The organism is Corallococcus sp. CA054B, from assembly GCF_003611625.1.
Taxonomy (GTDB): Bacteria; Myxococcota; Myxococcia; order Myxococcales; family Myxococcaceae; genus Corallococcus; species Corallococcus coralloides.
Window position 1 is genome coordinate 54055 of sequence record NZ_RAVY01000008.1, and the last position, 16566, is coordinate 70620.

A 16566-nucleotide genomic window follows, 5' to 3' on the forward strand; every position below is an offset into this window, starting at 1 on the left:
CTGTCCGGGGCCTGACTTCGAACCTCACGGGTCGGGCGTCCGTGCGCGCACTTCACTCCGGCGGCGTTGAGTCAACGCCAGCCATCCAAGACGAAGGCTGGCTTTGCCTGGGGGAGTGCATGTTTCGGAAGTGCGAGGAATTGAGAATCGCCGTGGTGGGTGCCGTGCTGGTGGTCAGCGGCTGCGCGAAGGAGCCGGCTCCGGAGCCTTCAAGGCAGGACGCCGCGGAGCAGTCGCGGGGGAGCAGCACGAGCCTGGGGGAGCTGCCCCTCGTGCCGGGCCTGTCCGTCGCCGGAACCTTCGCCCAGAAGCTGGCGCGCCCCACCCCCCTGGGGGAGACGACGGCGGTGCACGTGAAGCTGCCGCCCCCGGCCAACCGGCGGCTCTCGGACAGCCTGGTGCGCGTGGTGGGTGACCCGGCGCGGCCCACGGTCCTGTTCCACTCCGACACCCTGACGCGGCTGGGCGCGATTCCCTCGAGCCCCGGTCCGGACTTCTTCACGCTCTTCGCGCAGCTCCCGGACTCGGAGCTGGAGCGGCGCCAGGAGAACGAGCGCCGCCTGGCCTCGGGGGAGCTGGGGGAGACCACCCGGGAGTCCATCCTGTTCAACGGCCGCCACCCGGTCGCCCGCTACCAGGGGCTCCCCGTGGACGCGGCGGCCTTCGGTTGGGGCGAGCAGGTGCCGGTCACCATCTGCCCCCTGCTGCCGGCCTCCACCCAGCCCCAGTGGGAGCGGACGCTGATGATCCGCGACCCGGCCGTGGTGCTCGACCCGGCGCGCACGTGGGACCCGTGCACCGGCGCGGGGACGAAGGGCGGCGTGTGGACCTTCGCGCACCTCATGCGGGAGATGGCCCAGGGCTCCGGCGCGCGGCCGGAGGCCTTCGTGCTGAACTGGCTGTCGCTCTGGCTCAATGACTTCCAGGCCAACGGCGACACGGTGCCCGCGCGCCGCAAGATGTATGACGAAGTGATTGCCCCCTGGGCCGCCGCCAGCGGCGCGACTTCAGCCCTCGAGTTCAACGCCTCCACGAACCGCTGGGAGGTGGTGCTGAGCAAGCCGCTGGACCTGGACATCGCGCCGTTCCGGCTGCTGGCCATCGTCAACCGCATCGACCTGGCCCGCAGTTGGGACTACGCCGACCGGCAGACCGACCCGGGCGAGCTGCGCTTCCTCTTCGGGCTGACGCGCCCCTCGCCCTGGGGAAGCGGCGGCACGGAGGCGACCTGCAACCTCAAGCCCTTCACCGTCATCTTCGAATACGGCGTGCCCGGCGAGGGATGCGCGCCGGTGGTCGCCTGGGCACGGCAGTGGGCGTTGCTGGGGACGTACACGTCCTTCAACGCGGCCTACAAGGCGCAGCTCACGCAGATGACCCAGAGCGTCGTCCTGCGGGGGCGGGGGCCGGGGAAGGGCAACGGCAACGCGCTCAACCAGATCCGCACCAACGAGGCCGCCCTGGCGTTTCCGTGGGAGCTGCGCGAGTTCCGGCTGGCGGACGAGCACCCCGTCACCGGCAAGGACACCCCCTCCAACGGGCCCCTGCGCGTCCATACGATGGCGCTGACTCCCGATGACGCGACCCACGACTCCCTGACGGATCCGGACATCGACTCCTTCGTCCGCACCCAGGTCAAGAACGGCGTCGAGCAGCCGGTGACCGTCCCCACCCGGTGCGCCGCGCAGTTCACGGTGCCTCGCAACATCAATGGCAGACCGTTCCTGGGCGCCAACTCGCTGGTGGCGCCGCCCACCCACTGGGAGGGCTTCAGCGTGGTGCCCACGGATGCTACGGAGGTCTGCGCGCGGAAGGAGTTCTCCGTCAACACGTGCAATGGCTGTCACTTCAAGGACACGGGCACGAACGACTTCACGGGCACGGACAACGTGGCCTTCACGCACGTCAGCCCCACGTCAGGCATCCCGGCGCGGCTGTCCAGGTTCCTGACGGGCGGGGGCCCGGGCTTCATGTTCGTCGTGCCGGACGCCCAGTTCGGGTCCGCCGTGGCGTCGTGGTCGTTCGCGGACCTGCTGCGCCGGCATCAGCGGCTCCAGGAGCTGGCCAACTGCACCACGTGCGGATGGGTCAGGGGCCTGGACACGAGCTACCTGGCGCGGATGGAGGCGCTCGCCGGAAGCGTGCCCCTGGACGTGCCGCCCGGCTCGCCCGAGCCGGCGCTCACGGTGGGGCCCATCCGCGACGTCGGCGTGGTGAAGCAACTGCTGGAGCTGCGCCAGGACTTCAGGGCGCAGCTGAGGGAGGTGCCGCTCGACTTCCTCCAGCCGCCCGCGGCTCGCGTCCACTGAAGCCGGCCGGGGCTCCTCCTCCCCTCAGGAGGAGGGGCCCCGGGCCGTTGCCTCTCTTCAGAACGCGCAGTCCTGGCCGCGCGTGGGCAGCACGGAGGCGGTGCCGGACAGCCAGGTGTCCAGCGCGCGCGCCGCCTCCCGGCCGTCCGCGAGCGCCCAGACGATGAGGCTCGCGCCCCGGCTGGCGTCGCCCGCGCAGTACACGCCCGCCGCGGTGGTGGCGAACTTCGCGTCCACCCGCACCGTGCCGCGCGGCGACAGCGCCACGCCCAGCTCCTCCGCCAGCCGGTCCGTGTTCGGGCCGGTGAAGCCCATGGCCAGCACCAGCAGGTCCACCTCGAACACCTGCTCGGAGCCCGGCACCTCCACCAGCTTCACGGCGCCGCCCGGCTCGCGCTGCACCTCCACGCGCACCGCGTGCAGGCGCTTGAGCTGGCCGTCCTCGCCCTCCAGCCGCTTCGTCATCATCGCGAAGGCGCGCTCGCCGCCCTCCTCCTGGCTGGTCGACGTGCGGAACACCAGCGGCCAGCGCGGCCACGGGTTCTCCTTCGCGCGCACCTGCGGAGGCGCGGGGAGCAGCTCCACCTGCATCACGCTCGCCGCGCCCTGGCGCAGCGCCGTGCCCAGGCAGTCCGAGCCCGTGTCGCCGCCGCCCAGGATGATGACCCGCTTGCCCTGTGCCTCCAGCTTCGCGTCCGGCGCGGCGCCCGCCGTCACCACGCGGTTCTGGTGCTCCAGGTAGTCCATGGCCTGCAACACGCCGGACAGCTCGCGGCCCGGCACGTCCAGCTCGCGGGCCTTGCGCGCGCCCAGGGCCAGCACCACGCCGTCGTACTGCTCGCGCAGCGCGCGCCAGCCCGGCGTGACGGCCACGTCCTCACCCGTGCGGAAGACGATGCCCTCCGCCTCCATCAGCGCGAGCCGGCGGTCCAGCACCGCCTTCTCCAGCTTGAAGTCCGGGATGCCGTAGCGCAGCAGGCCCCCGGCGCGGCTGTCCTTCTCGTACACCGTCACGCTGTGCCCGGCGGAGTTGAGCTGCGCCGCCGCCGCCAGGCCCGCGGGGCCGGAGCCCACCACGGCCACGCGCTTGCCCGTGCGCCGCGCCGGAGGCCGGGCCTTCACCCAGCCCTCCGCGAAGGCGCGCTCCGAGATCTCCTTCTCCATCTGCTCGATGGTGACCGCGTCCCGGTCGATGGCCAGCACGCACGCGGCCTCGCACGGCGCGGGGCACAGCCGTCCGGTGAACTCCGGGAAGGTGTTGGTGCGGCTGAGCACCTGGTACGCCTCCTTCCACTGGCCCCGGTACACCGCGTCGTTGAAGTCCGGGATGAGGTTCCCCAGGGGACACCCCTGGTGGCAGAAGGGGATGCCGCAGTCCATGCAGCGCCCCGCCTGGCGCTTCGCCTCGTCCGCCGCCAGCGGCAGGTGCAGTTCGCGCCAGTCCTCCAGGCGCTCCACCTTGTCCCGCTTGGGGGCGTGGACGCGCTGCCACTCCATGAAACCCGTGGGCTTGCCCATGGTTCAGGTCCCCCCGCCAACGACGTGGAGCTGCTGGACGCTCGTGGCCGGTGGCGGCCTGCGCGCCGCCCTGCGCGCCTGGAGCACGCGCTTGTAGTCGGACGGCATCACCTTCATGAACTGCGGCACCATCAGCTCCCAGTTGTCGAGCACCCGCCGCGCCAGCGCGCTGCCGGTGTGGTGCAGGTGGCGCTCAATCATCCCGTGCACGAGCCAGATTTCGGACTCGTCCACCAGCGACTCCAGCTCCACCATCTCCAGGTTGCAGCGCTCGCGGAAGTTGCGCTCGCGGTCCAGCACGTACGCGGTGCCGCCGCTCATGCCGGCCGCGAAGTTGCGGCCCGTCTGGCCCAGCACCACCACCACGCCGCCCGTCATGTACTCGCAGCCGTGGTCGCCCACGCCCTCCACCACCGCCTGCGCGCCGCTGTTGCGCACCGCGAAGCGCTCACCCGCGAGTCCCCGCAGGTACACCTCGCCGGCCGTGGCGCCGTAGAGCACCGTGTTGCCCACCAGCACATTCTCCTCGGGCGTGAAGCGGCTGCCCTCCGGCGGGTAGACGATGATGCGTCCGCCGGACAGCCCCTTGCCCAGGTAGTCGTTGGTGTCGCCCTCCAACTCCAGCGTCACGCCGGACGCGAGGAACGCGCCGAAGCTCTGGCCCGCGGAGCCCTTCAGCTTCACCCGCAGCTTCCCGTCCGGAAGCCCCTGCGAGCCGTGGCGGCGGGCAATCTCGCCGGACAGCATGGCGCCCACCGCGCGGTGTGTGTTCGCCACCGGCAGCGACAGCATCAGCGGCGGCCCGCCCGCGAGCACGGACTGCGCCTTCGCGAGCAGCTCGTGGTCCAGGTGGTCCGCCACGTCCTTGCGGTGCGGCGTCTGGCAGTGGCGCGGCTCGGTGGCCGGCGCGGCCGGCGCGGTGAGCAGCGCGGACAGGTCCACCTTGCGCGCCTTCCAGTGGTCCACCGCCGCGCGCTGGCGCAAGAGGTCCACCCGGCCCACCAGCTCATCCAGCTTGCGCGCGCCCAGCTTCGCCATGTGCCGGCGCAGGTCCTCCGCCAGCAGCAGGAAGAAGCTGACCACGTTCTCCGGCGTGCCCTGGTAGCGCTCGCGCAAGCTGGGGTCCTGCGTGGCGATGCCCGCCGAGCAGGTGTTGAGGTGGCACTTGCGCAGCATGATGCAGCCCACGGACACGAGGCTCGCGGTGGCCAGGCCGAACTCCTCCGCGCCCAGGAGCGCCGCCACCAGCACGTCGCGCGCGGTGCGCAGGCCGCCGTCCACCTGCACGCGGATGCGCGAGCGCAGGCCGTTGTGCACCAGCACCTGCTGCGTCTCCGCCAGCCCCAGCTCCCACGGCAGGCCCGCGTGCTGGAGGCTGGAGAGGGGAGAGGCGCCCGTGCCGCCCTCGTAGCCCGCCACCACCACGCAGCCCGCGCCCGCCTTGGCCACGCCCGCGGCGATGGTGCCCACGCCCACCTCGCTCACCAGCTTCACGCTCACGCGCGCCTTCGCGTTCACGGACTGGAGGTCGTAGATGAGCTGCGCCAGGTCCTCGATGGAGTAGATGTCGTGGTGCGGCGGCGGCGAAATCAGCGTCACGCCCGGCGTGCTCCAGCGCACGCGGGCAATCCGCTCATCGACCTTGTGGCCCGGAAGCTGGCCGCCCTCGCCGGGCTTGGCGCCCTGGGCCATCTTGATTTGAAGCTCGTCCGCGTTGACCAGGTACTCCGCGGTGACGCCGAAGCGGGCGCTCGCCACCTGCTTGATGGCGCTGCGGCGCGAGTCGCCGTTGGGGTCCAGGGTGTAGCGGCGGGACTCCTCGCCGCCCTCGCCGCTGTTGGACCGGCCGCCCAGCCGGTTCATCGCGATGGCCAGCGTCTCGTGCGCCTCCGCGCTGATGGAGCCGAAGGACATGGCCCCGGTGACGAACCGCCGCGCCAGCTCCAGCGCGGGCTCCACCTCCTCCAGCGGCACCGGCGTGCAGCCGTCCGTCACCACGTCCAGCAGGCCGCGCAGGTTGCTGTGCTCGCGCGTCTCGTCGTCCGCCAGCTTCGAGTACTCCTGGAACCGAGCCGCGTCGTTCGTCCGCACCGCCTCCTGGAGCTTCGCCACGGTGGCCGGGTTCCACTTGTGCCGCTCACCCTGCCGGCGCCAGCGGAACTGCCCGCCCACGGGCAGCAGGTCCTCCTCTCCGTCCGCGCCGGCGCCGAAGCCGCGCGCGTGCCGCTCCGCCACCTCGCGGCCCAGTTCCGGCAGGCCCACGCCCTCCACGCGCGACGACGTGCCGGTGAAGTGCTTCTCGATGAGGCTTCGCTGCAGGCCCACCGCCTCGAAGAGCTGCGAGCCGCGGTAGGACTGGAGCGTGGAGATGCCCATCTTGGACATCACCTTGAGCAGGCCCTCCTCCAGGCCGTGGAGGTACTGCGCCTGCGCCTTGTCCGCGTCCACCTTGAGCTCGCCCGCGTCCGCCAGCGCGCGCAGCGTGTCCAGCGCCAGGTACGGGTTCACCGCGGACACGCCGTAGGCGAACAGGCACGCGAAGTGGTGCACCTCGCGCGCCTCCGCCGTCTCCAGCACGATGCCCGTGTACATGCGCGTGCCGTCGCGCACCAGCCGCTGGTGCACCGCGGACACGGCCAGGAGCGCGGGGATGGCCGCGTGCGCCGAGTCCACGCCCCGGTCGCTCAGCACCAGGATGCTCGCGCCCGCGTCCACCGCGTCCACCGCCGCCGTGCACAGCCGCTCCACCGCGACCTCCAGCGCCGTGGCCGCGCCGCCCGCGTGCGGGTACAGCAGGCTCAAGGGACGCGGCTCGAAGAGGCCGGTGTCTCCGCGCTGGTCCGCCAGTCGCGCCAGCTGCCCGTTGGTGAGGATGGGGCCGGGCAGGGACAGCCGGTGGCACTGCTCCGGCGTCTCCTCGAAGGTGTTGCCCTCCGGGCCCAGCGCGGTGGCCAGCGTCATCACCAGCGCCTCGCGCAGCGGGTCGATGGGCGGGTTGGTCACCTGCGCGAAGAGCTGGTGGAAGTAGTTGAAGAGGGTGGGGGCCTGGTCGCTCAGCACGGCGAGCGGCGTGTCCGTGCCCATGGAGCCCGTGGGCTCCTTGCCCGTCTCCGCCATGGGGACCAGCGTGGTGCGCACGTCCTCGTCCGTGTAGCCAAACGCGCGCTGCAGCCGCCACAGCGTCTCGCCCTTCAGGCGCGCGGGGGCGGAGGCGGCGGGCAGGTCCTCGAAGGTGAAGACGTTGCGCTGGAGCCAGCGGCGGTAGGGCCAGCGCGAGGTGATGTCGTGCTTCACCTCCTCGTCCTCCAGGATGCGCCCCTCCGTGGTGTCCACCAGCAGCATGCGGCCCGGCGTCAGCCGGCCCTTGCGGCGCACCTGCGACGCAGGCACGTCGATGACGCCCGTCTCCGACGCCAGGATGATGCGGTCGTCCTCCGTCACCAGGTAGCGCGCGGGGCGCAGGCCGTTGCGGTCCAGCGTCGCGCCAATGAGCTGCCCGTCCGTGAACGCGATGGCCGCGGGCCCGTCCCACGGCTCCAGCAGGGACGCGGAGTACTCGTAGAAGGCGCGGCGCTCGTCGCCCATCTCCTTGTGACCCTCCCACGCCTCCGGGATCATCATCATCATCGCGTGGGGCAGGGTGCGGCCGCCCAGGTAGAGCAGCTCCACCATGTTGTCGAACTGCGCGGAGTCGCTCTTGCCCGGGATGATGATGGGCCACAGCGGCTCCAGGCTCCCGCCCAGCTTCGCCGTCTGGAGCAGCCCGCGCCGCGCCGTCATCCAGTTGCGGTTGCCACGCAGGGTGTTGATTTCACCGTTGTGCGCGATGAAGCGGAACGGCTGCGCCAGCTCCCACGTGGGGAAGGTGTTGGTGGAGAAGCGCGAGTGCACCAGCGCCAGCGCGCTGACGAACTCCGGGTGCCGCAGGTCCGCGTAGAAGCGCGGCAGCTGCCGGGGCAAGAGGAGCCCCTTGTAGATGAGCGTCTCCGACGAACAGCTGGCCACGTGGAAGCGCCCCTGCGGATCCACGCCGCGCGCCAGCACGCGGTTCTCCACCAGCTTGCGGATGCGGTAGAGCTTGCGCTCGAAGGCGCTGGGCACCACGCGCCTGCGCGCGATGAAGAGCTGCCGGATGACCGGCGCGGCCTCCCGGGCAAGCGGCCCCAGCTCCTCCGGCGCCACCGGCACGTCCCGCCAGCCGAGCAGCCGCTGCCCCTCCTCCTCCACCACGTCCTCGAACAGCGCCTCGCACGCGCGCCGCGCCTCCGGCTCCGACGGCAGGAACACCTGCGCCACGCCGTACTGGCGGCGCGGCGGCAGCTCGAAACCCAGCCGCGGCGCTTCGTGGTTGAAGAAGCGGTGCGGCAGCTGCACCAGGATGCCGGCACCGTCGCCCGTCTCCGGGTCGCGCCCCGCCGCGGCGCGGTGGCTCAGCCGGTTGAGCAGCTCCAGCGCGTCCTCCACGATGCCCCGCGAACGCTGTCCCCGGATGTGGGCCACGAATCCCACGCCGCAGGCGTCGTGCTCGGTCTCCGGCTCATACAGCCCGTAGCGCGGAGGGAGGGTGAACGGCATCGTCGGGACCCCTTTCCCGCATGACGCGGGAAGCCAAGCTGTTGAGCATTCAGGCTAACGCGGCGTGTCGCGGCCCGTAAAGACAGGGTGGTTCAGGGGGTCGAGTCACCGTGCGGAGTGGTGCCGGGGAAACAGGCACTCCGTGGAACCTCACGCTCCGTGCGCCCTCCGCCGCATGCGGGGACGAGCGGACAACAGTCGCCTGCGATGAACGGCTGACATTCAGCGCAATTGGTTCTTTCCAGCCGCCGCGCCGATCCCGATCCTCACGGGCACCTTGGAACTGATGCAGCGGCTGAAGACGGAGACGCGCCCCCACCATGAGCGCACGGAGGGCGTGGTGCGTCTGATGGACGCGCACCTGACGCCCGCGGACTACCAGCGCCAGCTGGAGGACTTCCACGGTCTCTACCTGCCCCTGGAAGCGCTGCTCGCCGGGCCACTGGCGGCCCTGGAGCCGGCGCTGGATTTGAGGGCGCGCTGGAAGACGCCGCTGCTGGAAGCGGACCTGCGCGCCATGGGGCATGACTCGGCCTCGCTCGCGCGGCTGCCGCGCGCCTCCCCGCTGCCGGCGCTGCCGGGGCTGGCGGAGGCGCTGGGCTGCGCATACGTGCTGGAGGGCTCCACGCTGGGGGGCCAGCTCATCCTGCGCCACCTGACGCGCCACTTCGGTCCGGACGCGCGCGTGGGGAACTTCGCCTTCTTCCGGGCCTATGGCGACAAGGTGGGCCCCATGTGGCGTGCGTTCGGTGTAGCCCTCACCCGGGCGTCAGAACAGGCGGCCTCCGAGACCTTCGACGCGGCCGTCGTGCAGGGCGCCCGCGATACCTTCGACACCTTCGCCGCCTGGTTGATGCGAGAGCACGATGTCTCCGCCCGTCTCTGATGCCGACCTCAGCGTCTGTGACCGCGAGCCCATCCACCTGCTGGGCGGCATCCAGCCCCGGGGTGTGCTCGTCGCCTTCCACCCGGACACGGAGGCCGTCGCGCTCGTGAGCGCGAACGTCCAGGCGCTGCTCGGCGCCGGGCCGGACTCGCTCGTGGGCAAGCCCCTCTTGAGCGTGCTGCCGCACGGGCTGCTCGCGCGCGTGGAGGCGGGCACGGGGCCGGGGCCTGTCACCGTGGAGGTGTCGGGACAGCGCTGCTCCGCGCTCCTGCACGACAGTGACGGCCTGCGCGTGCTGGAGCTGGAGCCGCTGGCGGACGAGGACGTGGGCGCGGAGGAGACCGCGCTGGGCGCGGTGCAGCGGCTGGTGTCGCCGCTGTCGCGCGCGAAGGGGACGGCCGCGCTGCTCCAGGAGGCCGCGGACTCGGTGCGGGAGCTCATCGGCTACGACCGGGTGATGGTCTACCGCTTCCACGCGGACTTCCACGGCGAGGTCGTGGCGGAGAGCGTGCGCGAGGGCGTGGACTCCTTCATGGGCCTGCACTTCCCCGCGAGCGACATCCCCGCGCAGGCGCGCGCCCTCTACGCGCGCAACCCCGTGCGCCTCATCGCGGACGTGGACGCGAAGGTCGTGGGCCTGGTGCCTCCGCTGCTGCCGGGCACCCAGCGCCCGTTGGACCTGTCCGGCTCCGCGCTCCGCAGCGTGTCGGAAATCCATCTGGAGTACCTGCGCAACATGGGCGTGGGCGCGTCCTTCAGCGTGTCGCTCCTGAAGGACGGACAGCTCTGGGGGCTCATGGCCTGCCACCACCTGACGCCCCGCACGGTGTCCGCCGCGCGGCGGCAGGCGTGCGAGGTGCTGGCGCGGCTGTTGTCGCTCCAGCTCTCCTCGGAGGAGCGGAGCCTGGAGTCCGCCGCCCAGGCGCGCCGCGCGGCGCTGCTCAACGCGCTGGTCCTGCCGAACCTGGGCGAGCGCAGCCCCGCGAAGGCGCTGGAGGCGCAGGCCCCGCTGCTGATGGAGCTCACGGGCTCCCACGGCGTGGCGCTGGTGCTGGGCGCGAGCGCGGGCCCGGAGGCATCGCCCCTCTTGCTCGGCACCACGCCGTCCGCGGAGGAGGTGCGCGCCCTGGTGGCGTGGCTCTCCGCGCGCGAGCCGCGGGAGGACGCCTTCCATGTGGACCGGCTGGGGGACGTGTACCCGCCGCTGGCCTCGCGCCCGGACGTGGCCGCGGGCCTGCTGGCGATGCGCCTGGACCCTTCCGTGCCGCACTTCGCGCTGTGGTTCCGCCCGGAGGTGGCGCGCACCGTGGCGTGGGCCGGCAACCCGAACAAGCCCGTGCGTCCGGAGCCGGGCCATGCGCGGCTGCGTCCCCGCGCGTCCTTCGACGTGTGGCGTGAGGAGATGAAGGGCGCCTCCGCCCCGTGGTCCACGCAGGACCAGGAGGCGGCGCGCGCGCTCAAGGGCGCGCTGGTGGGCGTGGTGCTGCGGCACGCGGAGGAGCTGGCCCGGCTGTCGCGGGAGCTGGCCCGCTCCAACGCGGAGCTGGAAGCGTTCGGCGGCACCGTGGCGCACGACCTCAAGGAGCCCCTGCGCGGCATCCTCCAGTACAGCTCCTTCCTCCAGGAGGACTTCGGTCCCACGCTGGGCGCGGACGGACGCCAGCAGCTGGAGGCCCTAGCCTGGCTGGCGAAGCGCACGCACGACCTGCTCGACAGCCTCTTCGAGTACAGCCGCCTGGGCCGGCTGGATCTGTCGTGGGTGGAGACGGATCAGAATGTCCTGCTGGAAGATGTGCTGTCGACGCTGGGCGCAAGGCTGGAGGAGGGCAGGGTGGAGGTCCGCCTGCCCCGCCGCCTGCCCTCGGTGGCGTGTGACGCCGTCCGCATCCGCCAGGTGTGGGCCAACCTCATCAGCAACGCGGCCAAGTACCAGACAGCCGAGCCGCGCTGGGTGGAGGTGGGCTTCGTGGGGCCGGGAGAAGCGCGCCCGGAGGCGGCGCGGCACGCCGCCGCGCCCTACCTTTTCTACGTGAAGGACCCGGGCATCGGTATCGCGCCGCAATTCCACGAAGCCATCTTCGAGCTGTTCCGCCGCCTGCATCCCGCGCAGGCCTATGGCGGCGGCACGGGGGCGGGGCTGGCCATCGCGCGCCGGCTGGTGTCGCTGCACGGCGGCGCGCTCTGGGTGGACTCCGCGCCGGGACAGGGCTCCACCTTCTTCTTCACGCTGGGCGAGGGACCGCGACCATGAAGCCGCTGCTGCTGGTGGAGGACAGTGATCCGGACGCGGAGGCGCTGATGCGCATCGCGAAGCGGCTGCCCCTGCCCGTGCCGGTGGTGCGCGTGCGCGACGGCGAGAACGCCCTGGACTACCTCTACCGGCGCGGGGCCCATGCGAACGCGGAGCGCCCGGTGCTCATCCTGCTGGACCTGCACATGCCCGGCATCGGCGGGCGCGAGGTGCTGGCCACGCTGAAGGCGGACCCGGACCTGCGCTCCATCCCCGTCATCATCTTCTCCTCCTCCGTGGTGGAGGGGGACGTGGAGGGCGCGTACGCGAACGGCGCCAACAGCTACCTCTTCAAGCCGGAGGTCGGTCCCCAGCTGCAGGCCACCGCGGAGGCGCTCCATGCCTTCTGGTTCAAGGCCGCGCGCCTGCCCGAGGCGCAGGAGCCGGAAGCATGAGCCTGCGCGTGCTGCTGGTGGACGACGGCATGGCGGACCGCCTCGCGGTCAGCCGCGCGCTGGCGCGCGACCCGGACATGCAGTGGGAAGTGGTGCCCATGTCCAACGCGGAGGACGCGCTGGCGTACCTGTCCGGCAACTCGGTGGACGCGATGCTGCTCGACTACCACCTGCCCGGCATGAACGGCGTCAGCCTGCTCCAGAAGCTCACGGCGCTGGGCCTGCCCAGGGTGCCCGCCGTGGTGGTGCTCACCGGCAGCGGCAACGAGCGCGTGGCGGTGGACGCCATGAAGGCCGGCGCCCAGGACTACCTGGTGAAGGAGGCCTTCAGCCCGGAGCGCCTGCGCCGCAGCCTGCGCGCCGCGGTGGACACGGTGCTGATGACGCGCGAGCTGGAGGAGCGCCGCCTGCGCGCCGAGCGCGCCGAGGCCGCCGCCCGCGAGGCCCTGGCCGTGCGCGACGAGCTCTTCTCGCTGGCCACGCACGACTTGAAGGGCCCGCTTCAAATCATGACGCTCAACGCCCAGGTGCTGCGCCGGCAGATTCCCGCCGCCGCGATGACGCCCTCCCTGGAGACGCGCCTGGGCCACATCGTGCGCGCGGCGCACCGCATGGGCGAGCTCATCGACCACTTCCTGGAGGTGACGCGCGGCCAGGAGCGCCCGCTCCAGCGCGAGCCCCTGGACCTGCTGGCCATGGTGCGCGGCAAGGTGCGCGAGCTGGAGGCCAACGCGTCACGCCACCACTTCGTCCTGGAGGTGCCGGACGGGCGCGACTTCACCGGCGATTGGGACGCGCACGCCCTGGAGCGCGTGCTGGAGAACCTGATGGGCAACGCGGTGAAGTACAGCGCCGCGGGCTCCACCGTCACCGTGCACCTGACGGTGGAGGAGGCGGGCGCGCAGCAGTTCGTGCTGCTCGCCGTGACGGACCAGGGCATCGGCATTCCGGCGGAGGACCTGCCCTTCGTCTTCGAGCGCTTCCACCGCGGACGCAACGTGTCCCGGGACGTGTCCGGCAGCGGCGTGGGCCTGGCCAGCGCGCGCCGCATGGTGGAACTGCACGGCGGCACGCTCGCCGTGCGCAGCGTGGAGGGGCAGGGCTCCACCTTCACCGTGCGCCTGCCCCGGGGCATCGTGCTCCCCGCGGGGCCCGCGCGGTCCTCGTCCGAGCACACCGCGCCGTAGCGCGGCGCTTCAGGACACCGCGGGCACGCCGCCGCGCAGCATGAAGAACACCACCACGCCCGTCACCGACACGTAGAGCCAGATGGGCGCCAGCCACCGCGTCACCTTGCGGTGCCGGGCGAACTGCTGCCGCCAGGAGAAGTAGAAGGCCACCAGCGCCATGGGCAGCACCGGCATGGACAGCAGCACGTGGCTGGCCAGCAGCGTCAGGTACAGCCCGCGGAAGTCGCCCACGTAGCGCGTGTCCCCGTGCACGTAGTGGTAGGCGAGGTAGCCCACCAGGAACAGCGCGGACGCGGCGAACGCGCTCACCATCAGGTTCTGGTGCGCCTTCCGCGCGCCGCGCTTGATGGCCACCCAGCCGCCCAGAAGCAGCGCCGCCGCCGTCGCGTTGAGCCCCGCGTTCACCGCCGGCATGAAGCGCAGGTCCACGCCCATGCCCGCGCCTCCGCGCCGGATGAGCAGCAGCCACGCCAGCAGCGCCAGCGCGCCGGCTGACACCACGCCGATCGCGATGAAGAAGGAGCGGTCGTTGGTGGACGACGGGGAGAGCCCGGAAGCGGCGTTGGACATGTCCCCCTTGTGGACCGCGTCCGGACGGCTTGCAACAGGGGCTCCCAGTGGAATTCCGCTAGCGCCTACATGTCGGTTGAATGGAATCGGTTAGCCCAACTGGATCTCAAACCGGAAATTCCTTCATACTTCTGTTCACTGCGTCACCCCCGACCCCCCCTCTCGGAGGTTCCCCGTGTTCAGCGTGCGTTGCCTTGCCCCCCTGGCGAGCGCCGCCCTCCTGCTCGCCCTGCCCGCAGCCGCTGAAGAAGCGGTGTGCGCGCCTGTGGCAAAAGTTCCCCTGGAGCGGCACCTCCGTCAGCTTTCTCTTGATTTGCTGGGACGTCCTCCGACCATGGAGGAGTACAAGGCGTTCCAGGCCAAGGGCTCCGTCACCGCGGAAGATGTCCGCGCGATGATGAAGGACGAGTCCTTCTACGCGCGGATGCGCAACTACCACCGCGCGCTGCTGCGCTCGAACATCAGCTCGAGCGTGCAGGGCAACGGCGACTACCGCGTGTCCGGCACGCCGCTGAGCTTCGCGGGCAACAACTCCAACAACCTGCGCGGTGGCCAGAGCCAGCGCTGTGATGGGGAGATTGCCCAGGACAGCTGCAAGGCCAACCCGCAGGACGCGCACCAGAGCAACTCCACGGCCCCCGCCTGCCGCGACGAGCAGGGCATCCCGCTGCCGGTCAGCTACGACTACGACACGAACTTCTACCAGTGCCGCCAGCTGGACGTGGCCGCCACGGAGCCGGAGCTGAAGTTCGCGGACTGCAACGCGCTGAAGGCCGACGCGACGTACGGCAAGTACGTGAACTTCTGCGACAACCGCTATCTGGCCTCCGCGGGCAAGTCCGTGGGCTACCTCTGCCTGCCGGACCCGAACAAGAACACCACCAACGTGCTGGTGGCTTCGCCGGCCACGGGCGTCATCACCGCCTGGGTGAATCCGGATCAGAGCGCGAACCTGAAGCGGCTGGACCGCTGCGGGTTCGACATCAAGACGGACGTCAACGGCAGGCCGACCCGGGACGGCGTCTGGGCGACGCAGCGCGGCTGTGTGCAGCGCGAGGGCTACGTCACCACCACGGTGCAGCCCTACTGGTCCACCACCACGGAGACCGTGAAGGTGTGCGCCGTGGAGGCGCAGGACCGCGCGATGAACCCGTACACGGGCGAGTCCTGTGAGACGTCGCGCTTCAACAGCGACCGCAGCTGCGGCTGCGGCGACAAGATGCGCCGCTGCGAAATCACGGACGTGCACACCGCGCGCGTCGCCGCCTTCAACGAGGAGCCGCTCTACATCACGGACTCCGTGGTGCGGAACGACGAGCCCTACTTCAACATCCTCACCACCCGCCGCTCCTTCGTGAACGGCCCGCTGTCGGAGTTCTACAAGCAGCGCCAGGGCGCGGGCGTCTTCAGCATCAAGTCCCCCGCGGACGCGGCCACGCTGCCCGCCGTGACGTACGCGAACGCCACCCAGTGGAGCGAGTACGTCCGTGACAGCACCCACTCCGGCGTGCTCACCACGCCCGCGTTCCTCTACCGCTTCCCCACGCAGCGCGCCCGCGTGAACGAGTTCTACGAGGCGTTCCTCTGCAAGCACTTCGCCCCGGCCGCGGACGCGAACCTGCCGCCCCCGGACGACGCCTGCAACCGCGAGAACAACCTGGCCAGGCGCTGCGGCTGCAACTACTGCCACGCCACCATCGAGCCCACGGGCGCGCACTGGGGCCGCTACGCGGAGCGCTCCGCGCTGTTCCTGTCCCCGGACCAGTTCCCCCGCCTGGACGTGAAGTGCCGCGACTGCGCCATCAACGGTGACACCAGCTGCGGCGGCGAGTGCAGCCAGTACGTGATGCAGGCCTTCGACGGCGACGGCGCCAACTCGCTGGGCCTCCTGAAGACCTACCTCTACCGCAGCGCGGACGAGGAGAAGAACATCGAGGGCGGTCCGCAGGCGCTGGTGAAGCGGATGATGGAGACGGGCGACCTGGAGCGCTGCACCGTCAAGCGCGTCTGGAACGAGTTCCTGGGCCGCGCGATGACGGCCGAGGAGCAGCGGATGTACCTGCAGACGCTGTCGCAGGACTTCGCCAAGAACAACCACAGCCTCAAGGGCCTCATCGAGCAGGTGGTGATGTCCGACGCGTACCGGAGGATCGACTGATGCGCCGCCTTCTGCTGACCGCGCTGCTCGCGCTCGCCACGGGCTGCACCCAGGGCTCCGTGGACGCCCCCTCCAAGCCCGTTCCGTTGGACGCCCAACTGGACCCCGTGCCCAACCCGCACGGGAACACGGACCAAATCGACCCGCTGCCGGACCCGGAGGCCCAGGGTGGCAGCGTGGGCCGCGCGCCCCGCCGCCTCACCGTCGCGCAGCTCAAGGAGTCCATCCGCATCGCCGTGGGCATGGAGTGGGATGAGCTGGAGTCGCGCGCCCAGTCGCTGGGCCGCGCCGACTACGCGCTCATCACCTCCGAGAACACGGAGCCCAACCTCGTCTTCGCCCGCTTCCTGGACGACGGCGCGCGCAAGGTCTGCATCGCCCAGGCGCAGAAGGACATCGCGCAGGTGGACGTGAGCCTGCGCACCCTGGGGCGCACGCTGCCTTCGCCCATGAGCGACCTGACCAAGCTCACGGACGCGCAGGTGAATGAGACGCTCGTGTACCTCTCCACCCGGTTCTGGGGCGCGCCCCTCTCCGGAGAGGAGCTCACGCGCTACGCGACGTTCTTCCGCAAGGCCGCGGCCCGGGCCGAAACCCTCAAGAAGCGCGACCAGGCGCTGGCGGTGGTGTGCATCGCCATGCTGACGGACTCGCGCTTCATCACCTACTGACCTT

The 16566-nt window shown here is 71.4% G+C and carries 10 protein-coding genes; 7 read left to right on the plus strand and 3 right to left on the minus strand.

The window, feature by feature from the left end:
* Positions 1–119: 119 nt before the first annotated feature.
* Positions 120–2309, plus strand: coding sequence for a hypothetical protein (locus D7V80_RS03720; protein WP_120586839.1), 2190 nt, complete (start codon positions 120–122; stop codon positions 2307–2309).
* Between the two features lie 57 nt (positions 2310–2366).
* On the opposite strand, the gene D7V80_RS03725 is transcribed toward D7V80_RS03720, so the two are convergent.
* Positions 2367–3827, minus strand: a complete 1461-nt coding sequence (locus D7V80_RS03725) for a glutamate synthase subunit beta (RefSeq protein ID WP_120586840.1) — start codon at positions 3825–3827, stop codon at positions 2367–2369.
* 3 nt (positions 3828–3830) lie between these two features.
* Positions 3831–8402 (minus strand): glutamate synthase large subunit, encoded by a 4572-nt coding sequence (gltB, locus tag D7V80_RS03730; RefSeq protein WP_120586841.1) that lies wholly within the window; start codon positions 8400–8402, stop codon positions 3831–3833.
* A gap of 286 nt (positions 8403–8688) precedes the next feature.
* Between gltB and D7V80_RS03735 the strand changes: the two genes are divergently transcribed.
* The 4 genes from D7V80_RS03735 to D7V80_RS03750 are packed head-to-tail and all read left to right on the plus strand — an operon-like array spanning position 8689 to position 13160.
* On the plus strand, positions 8689–9288 hold the full coding sequence (locus D7V80_RS03735; RefSeq protein WP_120586842.1) for a biliverdin-producing heme oxygenase: 600 nt from the start codon (positions 8689–8691) through the stop codon (positions 9286–9288).
* Positions 9269–11539 carry an ATP-binding protein gene (locus D7V80_RS03740; protein ID WP_120586843.1) on the plus strand — a complete coding sequence of 757 codons (2271 nt, stop codon included), beginning with the start codon at positions 9269–9271 and terminating at the stop codon, positions 11537–11539. Before D7V80_RS03735 ends, D7V80_RS03740 begins: the two co-directional genes overlap by 20 nt.
* Entirely contained in the window at positions 11536–11973 is a 438-nt protein-coding gene (locus tag D7V80_RS03745; protein ID WP_120586844.1) for a response regulator, read from the plus strand. Before D7V80_RS03740 ends, D7V80_RS03745 begins: the two co-directional genes overlap by 4 nt.
* Positions 11970–13160, plus strand: coding sequence for a hybrid sensor histidine kinase/response regulator (locus tag D7V80_RS03750; RefSeq protein ID WP_120586845.1), 1191 nt, complete (start codon positions 11970–11972; stop codon positions 13158–13160). The genes D7V80_RS03745 and D7V80_RS03750 overlap by 4 nt, the downstream gene beginning before the upstream one ends.
* A gap of 9 nt (positions 13161–13169) precedes the next feature.
* On the opposite strand, the gene D7V80_RS03755 is transcribed toward D7V80_RS03750, so the two are convergent.
* Positions 13170–13733, minus strand: a complete 564-nt coding sequence (locus D7V80_RS03755; RefSeq protein ID WP_120586846.1) for a DUF420 domain-containing protein — start codon at positions 13731–13733, stop codon at positions 13170–13172.
* Between the two features lie 334 nt (positions 13734–14067).
* On the opposite strand from D7V80_RS03755, the gene D7V80_RS03760 reads away from it, so the two are divergent.
* Complete coding sequence (locus D7V80_RS03760) at positions 14068–15891, plus strand: DUF1585 domain-containing protein (RefSeq protein ID WP_233585115.1); 1824 nt, start codon at positions 14068–14070, stop codon at positions 15889–15891.
* A complete protein-coding gene (locus tag D7V80_RS03765; protein ID WP_120586848.1) occupies positions 15891–16562 on the plus strand; it encodes a hypothetical protein in 672 nt (223 codons plus the stop codon). The genes D7V80_RS03760 and D7V80_RS03765 overlap by 1 nt, the downstream gene beginning before the upstream one ends.
* The last annotated feature ends 4 nt before the right edge of the window (positions 16563–16566 follow it).